At 42.8% G+C, this 14,584-nt stretch carries 9 protein-coding genes and 1 tRNA gene; all 10 read right to left on the bottom strand.

Translation table 11 applies throughout. The features are described 5' to 3' along the window. Window positions 1-52 precede the first annotated feature (52 nt). On the bottom strand, window positions 53-4,279 hold the full coding sequence (gene rpoC, locus AK825_RS12430; RefSeq protein ID WP_068037960.1) for a DNA-directed RNA polymerase subunit beta': 4,227 nt from the start codon (window positions 4,277-4,279) through the stop codon (window positions 53-55). A gap of 169 nt (window positions 4,280-4,448) precedes the next feature. Continuing rightward, window positions 4,449-8,555: a DNA-directed RNA polymerase subunit beta gene (gene rpoB, locus AK825_RS12435; RefSeq protein WP_068037963.1), complete on the bottom strand. Its 4,107-nt coding sequence runs from the start codon at window positions 8,553-8,555 to the stop codon at window positions 4,449-4,451. Window positions 8,556-9,208: 653 nt separating this feature from the next. Beyond that, entirely contained in the window at window positions 9,209-9,580 is a 372-nt protein-coding gene (gene rplL, locus AK825_RS12440; RefSeq protein WP_011514491.1) for a 50S ribosomal protein L7/L12, read from the bottom strand. Between the two features lie 126 nt (window positions 9,581-9,706). Then, window positions 9,707-10,234, bottom strand: coding sequence for a 50S ribosomal protein L10 (gene rplJ, locus AK825_RS12445; protein WP_068037967.1), 528 nt, complete (start codon window positions 10,232-10,234; stop codon window positions 9,707-9,709). Between the two features lie 436 nt (window positions 10,235-10,670). Continuing rightward, complete coding sequence (rplA, locus tag AK825_RS12450) at window positions 10,671-11,372, bottom strand: 50S ribosomal protein L1 (RefSeq protein WP_068037970.1); 702 nt, start codon at window positions 11,370-11,372, stop codon at window positions 10,671-10,673. Further along, window positions 11,373-11,804, bottom strand: a complete 432-nt coding sequence (gene rplK / locus AK825_RS12455; RefSeq protein WP_010201717.1) for a 50S ribosomal protein L11 — start codon at window positions 11,802-11,804, stop codon at window positions 11,373-11,375. A gap of 90 nt (window positions 11,805-11,894) precedes the next feature. Next, complete coding sequence (nusG, locus tag AK825_RS12460; RefSeq protein ID WP_068037974.1) at window positions 11,895-12,425, bottom strand: transcription termination/antitermination protein NusG; 531 nt, start codon at window positions 12,423-12,425, stop codon at window positions 11,895-11,897. Window positions 12,426-12,484: 59 nt separating this feature from the next. Next, a complete protein-coding gene (secE, locus tag AK825_RS12465) occupies window positions 12,485-12,970 on the bottom strand; it encodes a preprotein translocase subunit SecE (protein WP_068037977.1) in 486 nt (161 codons plus the stop codon). Between the two features lie 52 nt (window positions 12,971-13,022). Next, a tRNA-Trp gene (locus tag AK825_RS12470) sits at window positions 13,023-13,098 on the bottom strand. 275 nt (window positions 13,099-13,373) lie between these two features. After that, the gene (gene tuf, locus AK825_RS12475; protein WP_068034471.1) at window positions 13,374-14,564 is read right to left on the bottom strand and encodes an elongation factor Tu; all 1,191 of its coding nucleotides are present in this window, start codon (window positions 14,562-14,564) and stop codon (window positions 13,374-13,376) included. Between the last annotated feature and the right edge of the window lie 20 nt (window positions 14,565-14,584).

The raw sequence follows: 14,584 nt of genomic DNA on the forward strand, positions 1-14,584 counted from the left end.
AACATGGCTGGCTTTTTTATTTTAATTATAATTACATGTTAAGCATTTGCTATTAAGACTGACTGTCTTGGTTGAGCTCTTGTGCGAAGGCTTCATCGAAACTGGCAAAGTCTTTGCTATCAGTGCTAGCAGTCATATCAAACGCTGCATTAATGTCTTTATCAAGCAGCTTCTGTTCAGCTTTCTCTTTACGAGCTTTATGATAAGCAAGACCAGTACCCGCTGGAATTAGGCGACCAACAACGACGTTCTCTTTCAGACCGCGTAGTTCATCTACCTTACCAGTAACGGCAGCAGCAGTTAGGACACGAGTCGTTTCCTGGAACGACGCTGCTGAGATAAAGCTTTCTGTTGCAAGACTGGCTTTGGTGATACCAAGTAGCTGACGCTCATACTGTACTGGGAATTTATCTTCCGCTTCTAGTTTTGCGTTAAGTGCTCTGATATCAGCATATTCAGCTTGATCGCCTTTGAAGTGACTTGAATCACCACCATCAGTAATCTCAACTTTGCGTAGCATTTGGCGAATGATAACTTCAATGTGCTTGTCGTTAATCTTCACACCTTGCAGACGATAAACATCCTGTACTTCGTTAACGATATAGTTAGCAAGTGCTGTCTGGCCTTTTAGACGTAAGATATCGTGTGGGTTTTGTGGACCATCAGCGATAACTTCACCACGAGCTACTGTCTCATTTTCAAAGACGTTAATTTGACGCCATTTAGGGATTAGCTCTTCATGTACTTCACCATCTTCATTGGTGATAATGAAGCGATTTTTGCCCTTAGTTTCTTTACCAAAGCTGACTACACCAGTCATCTCTGCCATGATGGCATGATCTTTTGGACGACGTGCTTCGAATAAATCAGCAACACGTGGTAGACCACCGGTAATATCTTTAGTACCTGAAGTAGCTTGTGGTACACGACCTAAGATTGAACCTGCCGCTACTTTTTCACCATCGCTAACACGAATGATCGTTTCAGCAGGTAAGAAGTAAATTACTTCTTTGCCTTCGTCAGTATTCAAGATAATGGCAGGACGTAAGTCTTTTGCAGTACTTGAACGGTCACGAGTAGCAAGAATCTCAAATGAGCTCATACCAGTCGCGTCATCAACTTTAACAGTTGCCGTCATACCATCAGTAATTTCACTAAAGCGTGCTGTACCAGCAAATTCAGTGATGATTGGATGCGTATGCGGATCCCATTTAGCGATAGTCTGGCCACCTTCGACCTGATCTTCATGCTTCACTAATACACTTGAACCATAAGGTACTTTATAACGCTCACGCTCACGACCAAGCTCATCAGTTAAGGCAATTTCAGCAGAACGAGAAACAATAACTAAGTGACCGTCAGTATGCTGAACTGTCTTCATATTCTCGAAATGCGCTTGACCAGCATTACGGACTGAGATGCTATTATCCACTGATGCTGAGCTTGCTGCCCCGCCCACGTGGAAAGTACGCATCGTAAGCTGTGTACCAGGCTCACCGATAGACTGTGCTGCCATGACACCAACTGACTCACCGATATTCACTTTATGACCACGAGCAAGGTCACGACCATAGCACTGTGAACAAACACCATGTGCTACGTTACAAGTAATCACCGAGCGTACCCAGATGTCATCGATTGCATTTTCGTCAAGCACATTAACCCAATGCTCATCGATCAAAGTACCCGCTGGAACCAAGATTTTTGAATCATCATCATTGTACGTGACATCACGCGCTGTAACACGTCCAAGTACTAGATCACCAAGTTTTTCAATGATCTCACCACCTTGGATGTGCGGCGTCATGAGCAAGCCTACATCAGTACCACAGTCATCAGTAGTAATAACTAAATCTTGTGCGACATCAACCAAACGACGAGTCAAATAACCTGAGTTAGCCGTTTTCAATGCGGTATCTGCTAGACCTTTACGCGCACCATGCGTTGAGATAAAGTACTGAAGTACCGTTAAGCCTTCACGGAAGTTGGCTTTAATCGGCGTCTCGATAATTGAGCCATCCGGCTTTGCCATCAAACCACGCATACCAGCAAGCTGACGAATCTGTGCAGCACTACCACGAGCACCCGAATCCGACATGATATAGATTGAGTTAAAAGATTTTTGCTCTTCCTCGATACCTTGAGCATTGATTACTTTATCAGTAGCCAAGTTGTCCATCATCGCTTTAGCGACTTTGTCGTTAGTACGTGACCAGATATCGACAACTTTGTTATAACGCTCACCAGCAGTCACAAAACCTTGCTCAAACTGATCTTCAATTTCACGAACTTCGGCTTCAGCAACTTCAATAATCTGCTTTTTGCTTGGTGGAATGACCATGTCATCGATACCAACAGATACACCAGATAGTGTCGCTTGAGCGAACCCTAGGTACATTAATTGGTCAGCGAACATGACACTACCTTTGGCGCCCATCTTACGATAGCAAGAGTTAATCAAACGTGAGATGTTTTTCTTAGTCATCTCTTGGTTGCACTCATCAAACGCCATACCTTTTGGCATGATATTCCAGATAAGCAGACGACCAGCAACAGTTTCCTTTAGACTAACTTCTTTGTTGGTTTCGTTGCCTTCTTCATCGATATGTGTCTCAGTAACACGCACTTTAATCTTTGCGTTTACATGCAAATCATTTGAACCGATGGCACGTAATGCTTCATTGACGGTAGCAAAAATCATGCCCTCGCCTTTGGCATTCACTGATGAGCGACTGATGTAATACAAACCAAGTACCACATCTTGTGACGGTACAATAATCGGATCACCGTTAGCAGGTGACAAGATGTTGTTGGTTGACATCATTAGCGCACGTGATTCGAGTTGTGCCTCTAACGTCAATGGCACGTGTACTGCCATTTGGTCACCATCAAAGTCAGCGTTGAAAGCAGTACAAACGAGCGGATGCAGCTGGATAGCTTTACCCTCGATTAGTACAGGCTCGAACGCTTGTAGACCCAAACGGTGAAGCGTTGGTGCACGGTTTAGTAGTACTGGATGCTCACGGATAACCATGGCCAGCATATCCCACACTTGTGGCTCTTCACGTTCGACCATTTTTTTGGCCGCTTTAATCGTGGTTGCCATACCGTGTGACAATAATTTTGAATAAGTAAACGGCTTGAATAGCTCAAGTGCCATTTTCTTAGGCAAACCACACTGATGCAGACGTAGCGTTGGACCTACTACGATAACCGAACGACCAGAATAGTCGACACGTTTACCAAGTAAGTTTTGACGGAAACGACCTTGCTTACCTTTGATCATATCAGCCAAAGATTTGAGTGGACGCTTGTTACTACCAGTAATAGCACGACCGCGACGGCCGTTATCTAATAAAGCATCAACTGATTCTTGTAACATACGCTTTTCGTTACGTACGATAATATCAGGAGCGCTTAGCTCTAATAGACGCTTTAGACGGTTGTTACGGTTAATGACGCGGCGATACAAATCGTTTAGATCTGAGGTCGCAAAACGTCCGCCTTCTAGTGGCACTAGTGGGCGCAAATCTGGTGGTAGTACTGGCAAGATGGTCATTACCATCCACTCAGGCTTATTATTAGAATCACGGAATGCTTCTAATAATTTAAGACGCTTAGACATCTTTTTAAGCTTAGTCTCAGAACCTGTCTGCGGAATAGCTTCGCGTAGCTCGTCAATCTCAAGGTCTAAATCAATATCTTTTAATAGATCTTGTACGGCTTCAGCACCCATCTTGGCTACGAATTCATCGCCAAATTCTTCAAGGGCTTTATAATAATCTTCATCATCAAGCAGCTGATATTTCTCTAAGCTAGTTAAACCTGGCTCAGTAACGATATAGCTTTCAAAATACAATACACGTTCAATATCGCGCAAAGTCATGTCTAATAATAGACCAATACGGCTTGGTAATGACTTTAGGAACCAAATATGCGCAACAGGACTCGCTAGGTCAATGTGACCCATGCGATCACGACGAACTTTAGCGGTAGTGACTTCAACGCCACATTTTTCACAGATTACGCCTTGGAATTTACGGCGCTTATATTTACCACACAGGCACTCAAAATCTTTAACTGGACCAAAGATTTTGGCACAGAACAGACCGTCACGCTCAGGCTTGAAGGTACGATAGTTAATCGTTTCAGGCTTTTTAACTTCACCATGCGACCATGATTTAATAACATCAGGTGACGCTAAGGTAATTTGAATACTATCAAACTCACGATTACCGCTAGCGGTAGGGCTTTGCATAATATCGAGTAAATCTTTCAAGTTGCTTCTCCGTTATCTTTATAATCATCTGGCCGCGTTATACAACGTAATGCGGATAAGATGAATGAAGGCAATGAATAGGGTTGAGATAAATGACTAAAAGCAGCAGCAATTAGGCGTGCTGCCTTTAGTGTGACAACTAAGTTTAGAATCAATAAAGCTTTTAAACTTAGTGGGTCTCTTTTAACTCAATATTAAGACCTAGTGATTTGATTTCTTTGGTCAGTACGTTAAACGATTCAGGCATGCCTGGATCCATATACTGCTCACCATCAACGATGTTTTTATACATACGCGTACGGCCTTCAACGTCATCCGACTTCACAGTCAGCATCTCTTGCAACGTATAAGTCGCACCATATGCTTCTAGTGCCCACACTTCCATCTCACCGAAGCGCTGACCACCAAACTGAGCTTTACCACCTAGCGGCTGCTGAGTCACTAGTGAGTAAGAACCAGTTGAACGCGCATGCATTTTGTCATCAACCAAATGGTTGAGCTTAAGCATATACATATAACCGACCGTCACTTTACGGTCAAACTTCTGACCCGTACGACCATCATACAACGTCTGCTGACCATCGCGTGCCATACCAGCAAGCTCTAGCAAGTCTTTAACTTGATGCTCATGCGCACCATCAAACACTGCCGTGCCCATCGGTACACCAGCACGTAAATTGTCCGCCAGCGCCATGATGTCATCATCAGTTAAGCTATCAAGATCAACTTGTTCGCCACCAACTTTGTTATAGATTTGGTCTAAGAAATCACGTAAATCTTTAATCGCTGCTTGTGCTTTGAGCATACCATCGATTTTGTCACCTAGGCCTTTTGCTGCCATACCTAAATGCGTCTCTAGTACCTGACCGATGTTCATACGCGATGGTACGCCAAGCGGGTTCAATACGATATCGACTGTATTACCATTCTCATCATAAGGCATGTCTTCAACCGGCATAATGCGCGATACCACACCTTTGTTACCATGACGACCAGCCATCTTATCACCAGGCTGAATACGACGCTTAACCGCTAAATACACCTTGACGATTTTTTGAACGCCATGTTGTAAGTCATCACCTGCCGTTAATTTACGTTTCTTTTCAGCAAACTTAGTATCGATATCTTTTTGCTTATCGACTAAGTACTCTGCAATTTGTGTCAAACGCTCAGATATTTCTTCTTCAACTGGCTGGATATCAAGTAAAGTCTCAAGGCTCATATCTTTCATATCAGCCAAAGCCATAACTGTACCGGCTTTTAGACCAGAACCGCCGCTGACTTTTTGACCATCAAGTAGATTACCAATACGTCCACGTGCTGCTTCTTCAAAGATACGTAACTCTTCTTTCAAATCTTTACGGTAGCTATCAAGCTGCGACTTTTCAATCGCTTTTGCACGCGCGTCTTTTTCGACACCATCACGGGTGAAGACCTGTACATCAATAACCGTACCTTTGCTTGATGTAGGCACACGTAATGAGGTGTCTTTAACATCAGCAGCTTTTTCACCAAAGATGGCCCGTAGTAGCTTCTCTTCTGGCGTTAGTTGCGTCTCACCTTTTGGCGTGACTTTACCAACCAAGATATCACCTGCGTCAACTTCAGCACCGATATAGACAATACCTGCTTCATCAAGACTTGATAAAGCGGCTTCACCAACGTTTGGAATATCAGCAGTGATTTCTTCTGTTCCAAGCTTGGTATCACGCGCCACACAAGTCAATTCTTGAATATGAATAGTAGTGAAACGATCTTCTTTAACTACTTTTTCAGACAGCAAGATTGAATCTTCGAAGTTATAACCGTTCCACGGCATAAATGCGATGCGAATGTTCTGACCCAATGCTAGCTCACCAAGATCCGTTGACGGACCATCAGCCAAGATATCACCCAAAGCAATCTCGTCGCCTTGGTTAACGATGATACGTTGGTTGATACAAGTGTTTTGGTTAGAGCGTGTATATTTGATCAAGTTGTAGATATCGATACCCGCTTCACCAGCAGTCATCTCGTCTTCGTTCACACGCACTACGATACGCGATGCATCAACATCTTCAATCACACCGCCACGCTTAGCGATAACACAAACACCAGAGTCACGAGCAACATGACGCTCCATACCAGTACCAACTAACGGCTTATCAGCACGTAATGTTGGAACGGCCTGACGCTGCATGTTCGAGCCCATCAAGGCACGGTTAGCATCATCATGCTCAAGGAATGGAATAAGACCTGCTGCTACCGAAACGACCTGACTTGGCGACACATCCATATGCGTCACTTTTTCTGGCGGCATACGAACGAATTCACCATAGCTACGCACACTGACCATTTCATCAGAAAGTGCACCATCTTCAGTCACTGGTGAGTCGGCCTGTGCAATCACAGTACCTACTTCTTCAATCGCTGATAAATACTCAATAACGTCTGTTACTTTACCATCAACCACACGGCGATAAGGCGTCTCTAAGAAGCCAAAGCTGTTGGTTTTAGCAAAGGTCGCAAGCGAGTTGATAAGACCAATGTTTGGACCTTCAGGAGTCTCAATCGGGCAAACACGACCATAATGCGTATCATGTACGTCACGTACTTCAAAGCCTGCACGTTCACGAGTCAGACCACCTGGCCCTAATGCTGATACACGGCGTTTATGCGTGACTTCAGACAACGGATTGTTCTGATCCATAAACTGTGACAACTGACTTGAACCAAAGAATTCTTTGACTGCAGCAGCAACAGGTTTTGAGTTAATCAAATCTTGTGGTGATAAGTTATCAGACTCAGCTGAGCTTAAACGCTCTTTTACTGCACGCTCAACACGTACCAGACCAACACGGAACTGGTTCTCTGCCATCTCACCAACCGAACGAATACGACGGTTACCTAAATGGTCAATATCATCAACTTCGCCGCGACCATTACGGATCTCGATAAGCTCTTTTAGAACGTTAACGATGTCATCATTAGTCAGTACACTGCGCTTGCGTTGGATATCAGGATCATCTGTATTATCAAAGTCTAAACCTAAACGGCGGTTAAACTTCATGCGACCGACATTCGATAAGTCATAACGATCAGCGTTAAAGAACATGCTGTCAAATAGCTTCTCAGCGGTTTCAACCGTTGGTGGCTCACCTGGACGCATGACTTTATAGATCTCGATTAGAGCTTCTTCACGGCTTGAAGTGCTATCAGCGCGTAACGTATCAGCGATATAACTACCCTGATCGATATCATTGGTAAATAGAATGCTGATTTCTTTGATGTCAGTAGCGCTTAATTTAACCAATAATTCATGGTCAATTGGCGTGTTTGCACGAGCAAGCACTTCATCATCAACGATGATATCTTCAGCTAAAATACGCTCATATAGGTATTCATCAGGTACAGCAATTTTCGTCATGCCTGCTTCTTCAAGCTGACGGATACGGCGTGCATTAATACGCTTGCCTTGCTCTACCAATACATCACCCTCAGGTGATACGATATCAAACTGCGCCATCTCACCACGTAGGCGATCAGCAACTAGATCAATTTCGAACTGCTCTTCACCTTTATAAACAGCCACTTTATCGAAGAAAATATCTAAGATCTCAGCAGTGCTTAGGCCTAGTGCGCGTAAAATAATAGAAGCTAGTAATTTACGACGACGGTCAATACGTGCAAAAACTAAGTCTTTGGCATCAAATTCAAAGTCAAGCCATGAGCCACGATAAGGGATAATACGTGCGTTATAAAGCACTTTACCACTTGAATGTGACTTACCTTTATCATGATCAAAGAATACACCAGGTGAACGATGCAATTGCGATACGATAACCCGTTCAGTACCATTAATAATAAAGGTACCGTTATTGGTCATCAATGGCATCTCGCCCATGTATACACTTTGCTCACGGATATCTTTGATAGCCGCTTTACTGTCTTTATCTTTGCTGTCTTTATCTTTGATAATTAGGCGAATTTTGACACGCATAGGGGCTGCGAAAGTTGAGCCGCGTAAAATACATTCACGCTCATCAAACTCAGGTGTACCTAAGTAATATTCAACGAATTGTAACTCTGCATTACCAGAGTGACTTTCGATAGGGAAAATAGAGGAATACGCAGCTTGCAAACCAGTATTCTCACGAGCTTTTGGCTTTTTATGCTCTTGCAAAAATTGCTCGTAAGAATCTACTTGGATAGACAGTAAATATGGGATGTCCATCACAGTGGGCAATTCAGCAAAACTTTTGCGAATACGCTTTTTTTCAGTATAAGAATATGCCATCGAGAGTCCTTACAGTAGACGTGAAAACAAATGAAAAGCGTGGCCAGCATGCATCAATACTATGCAAACTTAGCGACGTAAACGATAATAAAATAAAAATTCTTACTAAAACTGTTTTTTGTAGACAAATACTTCTACTAAAACAGCTGTTTAACTTAATTGGGTTCTAACGGTCGTTGCATAAAAACAATGTACTAAAATCAATACATCAACACGACTATATGAGCACTTTTGCTTGAGATTTCAATAGTAAACCTTGCTAATCTTCTAGCGTCTCATCTCTAAATTATATTATATATATATGACATGAATAGTATCGTCGCTAATATCTACCGTCCATGAACCATTTACCGACAGTAAAACCATGCTAGACTATTTAGAATTAAAAAATTAGGATCAATATAAATATTATTAATAAAAGGAAAGTATGCAGACACAAAAAAATGCCAAACATCTAACGACATTTAGCTTACGTTAACTAATTTCAAAAACTGGCGTGTTTGCGTACATGTATATCGTGTGTCCTTTTGATAGGTATCCACCGCATTAATGCGTACGTATATTGGCAGACACAAAAGGTCAAGCTACGAATTATAATAAAAAAAAGCTGGCAATGCAAGGCATCACCAGCTTTTTTTCGTAACGCGTTAAACTTATTTTAGTTCAACAGTAGCGCCAGCTTCTTCAAGTTTCTTTTTCAACTCTTCAGCTTCAGCTTTGTTAACGCCTTCTTTGATTGGTGCTGGAGCACTTTCAACCAAATCTTTCGCTTCTTTCAGGCCAAGACCAGTAGCTTCACGTACGGCTTTAATTACGCCAACTTTCTTCTCGCCAAAGCTGGCAAGAACTACGTCAAACTCGTCTTTTTCTTCAGCAGCAGCAGCAGCAGGGCCAGCAGCAGCAGGTGCAGCAGCAACAGCAGCTGTTACGCCGAACTTTTCTTCCATAGCGCTGATTAACTCAACGATATCCATTACTGACATTTCAGCGATTGCGTTTAACACGTCATCTTTAGATAGTGCCATGAGAACTCTCCGTTATCTGATAAAAATTAATTGATTTTAATATCGCTTTGATTGTTTGCCAAATTTTCAAATAGTTATGACAATTAAGTACAATCAGCGATGTCAAAGTTACGTTAAAACAAGCAATTAAGCAGCTTCTTTTGCGTCTTTGATTGCTGCAACAGTGCGAACAAGCTTACTAGGAACAGCGTTCATAGTCTGGACAAGCTTGGTCACTGGTGCATTCATAGTAGCCATCAAGATAGAGATTGCTTCGTCGCGAGTTGGTAGCTTCGATACGCGCTCTAGCTCTTCTGGACCATAAACAACACCACCAACTGATACCAATTTGGTCTCTAAAGCTTTGTGATCTTTACTGAAGTCGAAAACGACTCGAGCTGCAGATCCCAAATCTTCCATAGAGAAAGCCAAAAGTAATGGACCAGTCATACGGTCTGACATGCTCTCAAACTTAGTGCCTTCAAAAGCGCGTTTTGCTAGGGTGTTTTTTACCACTTTCAAAACGACGCCTTTCTCACGGGCTTGTTCGCGCAGCTTAGTAAGCTTTGCAACACCAATACCGTGATATTCGGCAGCTACTGCTGAGTAAGCATTAGCAGCAACTTCAGACACTTCAGCCACAACTTGTTGTTTTTGCTCTAGCGTTAATGCCATAAGTTGACTCCTTTAATCTAATCAATCTGCTAATCATATAAAAACTCCAAAACCGAGGCTTTGAATAGTTTAAACACTTAACTAAGACTGACTTGATACGATACGTTATTCGTAAATTCCATAAAAATAGAATTTACTCCTAACGACTGATTACGGCACCGTTATCAGAATGACATCAAGTGATAGGTTGCCCTATCGGCTCTTATCAACAACTGGGTGGGTCACCGTCTGCGTAGGACAACTAAGATTTTCATCTGTCGTCGATTAACAAGAGCAGCTCATTGCCATCAATAATAATCCGAGAATCATTAATAATAACGCAAAACCGCTTTCTACCTACGGTCTTAGACAGCATAGCGTTTGCTACGCTGACCTAATTCTTTAAAGTATTTTTGTGTGCTTTATTTGAAATCGTCAAATAAAGGCGCACTTTTAATTATTTTGCTGTGCGATATGGAACAGGATCAATCGTGATACCTGGGCCCATAGTGCTAGACAAGGTAATTTTCTTAATGAAAACACCTTTAGACGTAGCAGGTTTAGCACGCTTTAGATCTGTGATTAGTGCTTGAGCGTTTTGGATAACTTGCTCAGCAGTGAAACCAACTTGACCGATAGTGGTATGGATAATACCCGCTTTATCAACACGGTACTGTGCTTGACCCGCTTTAGCGTTAATCACAGCTTCAGCAACGTTAGGCGTTACTGTACCGACCTTTGGGTTAGGCATTAGACCACGTGGACCTAGGATAGTACCTAACTGACCAACAACACGCATTGCATCAGGAGCAGCAATAACAATATCAAAGTCCATGTTACCAGCTTTGATTTGCTCTGCTAAATCTTCAAAACCAACGATGTCAGCACCAGCTTCTTTGGCGGCTTCAGCAGCAGCACCTTGAGCAAATACAGCAACGCGTTTGGTTTTACCAGTACCAGCAGGTAGGTTGGTAGCGCCACGAACGACTTGATCAGATTTACGTGGGTCAACGCCCAAGTTTACTGCAATGTCGATAGACTCTTTGAATTTTAGTGCTGGCAAATCATTTAAGATTTGAACCGCTTCTTCAAGTGTGTATAATTTTTCGTTTTCTACACGCTCAGCGATTAATTTTTGACGCTTAGTAAGTTTACTCATTTACACACCCTCCACGGTAATACCCATTGAACGTGCAGTACCAGCGATGGTACGGACAGCAGCATCAAGATCAGCAGCAGTTAAGTCTGCATCTTTAGTCTTGACGATATCTTCTAATTGCGCACGATCGACTTTACCGACTTTAGCGGTGTTTGGTGTACCAGAACCTTTAGCGATGCCAGCAGCTTTACGTAGTAAGTATGCAGCTGGTGGTGACTTCATGATGAAGGTGAAAGACTTATCGCTGTATACAGTGATCTCAGTAGGAATCGGTAGACCCGGCTCTTGATTTGAGGTCGCAGCGTTAAATTCTTTACAGAACGCCATGATGTTCACGCCTTTTTGACCCAATGCTGGACCAATCGGTGGTGAAGGATTTGCTTTGCCTGCAGGCACTTGCAGTTTGATGTAACCATCAATCTTCTTAGCCATGATACTCTCCTAAATGGGTAATAGCGCCAAATCAACATGGTATAACCCTTATTGACTAACAGCTCCCCGGTTGATGAATTTTTTGCTGGTTTAATCTAGCTTTTCAACTTTACTAAACTCAAGCTCAACCTGAGTCGGTCGATTAAATACGTTTACAGTTAACTGTAGTTTAGACTTTTCATAATCCACTTTTTCTACCAACCCTTTAAAGTCAGTAAATGGACCATCAATAACCAATAACTCTTCGCCCGGCTCAAATAACGTTTTTGGACGTGGGTTGGTTTCAGTCTGATTTAAACGGTTAAGAATACGATCCGCTTCTACTTGAGTAATAGGCGCAGGAGTCTCAGGCGTACCACCAATGAAACCCATAATACGTGGGCATTCTTTAACAATATGCCAAGTATTATCGTTCATTTCCATTTGGATCAATACGTACCCTGGAAAGAACTTACGCTCACTCTTACGCTTTTTGCCGTCTTTCATTTCGACGACTTCTTCAGTAGGAACCAATACATCACCGAAATTTTCAGCAAAGTCGCTACGATTAATGCGCTCGATTAATGAGCGTTGCACTTGTTTTTCATATCCTGAAAACGCTTGGACAATATACCAACGCATATCACGCTCCTAATCGTTATAAGTAAAAGTTTGGGTTAAAGGAAGCTAATACGCTCCTATTAACCGATAAACAAACCAACGAACCAATTAAAAAAGTTATCTAATAACCAAATAAAAAACCCAACAATCGCAATCACAACAATCACTTGCCATGTGTATTGAAAGGTCTCATCTTTACCTGGCCACGTGACACGGCGCAGTTCAACTGCCGCATCTCTTAGTAATATTTTAAATGCGCGGCCTTGATTGGTTAACGCTAGACATACTAGTGCAAACACAATAAGCGCGACAATAATACCAATACGTACCCAGACATCATTGGCAAGTTGCCAGTAACCAGGTAGGTATTGATTAACTAAAGTCGCGCCGATCAAAGCAGCTATGGCTAATAGCCATAATACCAAATCTTTTGCTGAACCAGTTTTGGCAACTTCAACGGCAGACGTATTCACCGATGATATGTGCTTATTTTTAGTCAGCATTCCACCAGCAACCGCCTTGGCATCAGATAACTTAGAATCGAGGTTATCTTGATTATCGCTCATAGAGAACTCGCTTTGGAGATGGTGGCTTACAATAAAGAATTTGGTAAGAAGATGGCAGGCGATGTAGGACTCGAACCTACAACCCTCGGTTTTGGAGACCGATGCTCTACCAATTGAGCCAATCGCCTATGGGTGTTGAGGCTGATAATTATACAAGCTTTTAATTAGAATGCAAGTTTTAACACAATATTTTATTACTTTATTCTAATCAATTGGCTATTAACAACAAAATCAGGATTACAGATGACAAATTTGTATGGTTATGTCTTAGCAACCTTAATGACTTTTTGCTTAACTAATATACCTATATGATAAAAATTAACAATAAAAAAGCCACCCTCTTACAAGGATGGCTTTTCGACTACGGTTTAACTTTCTCAGATAACTCTGAGTGGGTTAAATCTTAGTTCAATACGTTAGCAACAACACCAGCGCCTACAGTACGGCCGCCTTCACGAATAGCGAAGCGAAGACCTTTGTCCATAGCGATTGGGTGGATAAGCTCTACGCCCATCTCAACGTTATCACCAGGCATAACCATTTCAGTACCGTCTTGTAATTGGATTGCGCCAGTTACGTCAGTGGTACGGAAGTAGAACTGTGGACGATAGCCGTTTAGGAATGGTGTATGACGACCACCCTCTTCTTTTGACAGTACATATACTTCTGCGTCAAATTTGGTATGCGGGGTGATTGAACCTGGCTTCGCTAGTACTTGGCCACGTTGTACGTCTTCACGCTTAGTACCACGTAGTAGTACGCCACAGTTTTCGCCTGCACGACCTTCGTCAAGCAGTTTACGGAACATCTCTACACCAGTACAGGTGGTTTTTTGAGTGTCACGGATACCAACGATTTCAATTTCGTCACCAACGCGTACGATGCCTGATTCAACACGACCAGTTACAACGGTACCACGACCTGAGATTGAGAAGACGTCTTCGATTGGCATTAGGAATGCTTTGTCGATGTCACGCTCTGGCTCTGGGATGTAGGTGTCTAGTACGTTTAGTAGTTCAACAACTGCTGGTTCGCCGTATGGGCCTTCGTTGCCTTTTAGGGCTTCGGTAGCAGAACCTTTGATGATTGGGGTGTCGTCGCCTGGGAAGTCGTAGTCGTTAAGAAGTTCACGAACTTCCATTTCTACTAGCTCAAGCAATTCTTCGTCATCGACCATGTCGCATTTGTTCATGAATACGATGATGTATGGTACGCCAACCTGACGTGATAGCAAGATGTGCTCACGCGTTTGTGGCATTGGGCCATCGGTCGCTGATACGACTAGGATTGCGCCGTCCATTTGAGCGGCACCAGTGATCATGTTTTTAACATAATCGGCGTGACCTGGGCAATCAACGTGTGCGTAGTGACGTGCTTCGGTGTCATATTCTACGTGTGAGGTGTTGATGGTGATGCCACGTGCTTTTTCTTCTGGAGCTGAGTCAATAGACGCGTAGTCTTTGGCTTCGCCGCCTGAAGTTTTAGCAGCTACGGTTGCGATAGCAGCGGTAAGGGTGGTTTTACCGTGGTCAACGTGTCCGATGGTACCAACGTTGACATGTGGTTTTAGACGTTCAAACTTGGCCTTTGCCATGGGTATTTCCTCTTTATTTG

The organism is Psychrobacter sp. P11G5, from assembly GCF_001593305.1.
GTDB lineage: Bacteria > Pseudomonadota > Gammaproteobacteria > Pseudomonadales > Moraxellaceae > Psychrobacter.

Bases quoted from the DNA above. Each gene is read 5' to 3' on its own strand.
- rpoB (WP_068037963.1), bottom strand. From the start codon at position 8,555: ATGGCATATTCTTATACTGAAAAAAAGCGTATTCGCAAAAGTTTTGCT.
- rplL (WP_011514491.1), bottom strand. From the start codon at position 9,580: ATGGCACTATCTAAAGATGACGTGTTAAACGCAATCGCTGAAATGTCA.
- rplJ (WP_068037967.1), bottom strand. From the start codon at position 10,234: ATGGCATTAACGCTAGAGCAAAAACAACAAGTTGTGGCTGAAGTGTCT.
- rplA (WP_068037970.1), bottom strand. From the start codon at position 11,372: ATGAGTAAACTTACTAAGCGTCAAAAATTAATCGCTGAGCGTGTAGAA.
- rplK (WP_010201717.1), bottom strand. From the start codon at position 11,804: ATGGCTAAGAAGATTGATGGTTACATCAAACTGCAAGTGCCTGCAGGC.
- nusG (WP_068037974.1), bottom strand. From the start codon at position 12,425: ATGCGTTGGTATATTGTCCAAGCGTTTTCAGGATATGAAAAACAAGTG.
- secE (WP_068037977.1), bottom strand. From the start codon at position 12,970: ATGAGCGATAATCAAGATAACCTCGATTCTAAGTTATCTGATGCCAAG.
- tuf (WP_068034471.1), bottom strand. From the start codon at position 14,564: ATGGCAAAGGCCAAGTTTGAACGTCTAAAACCACATGTCAACGTTGGT.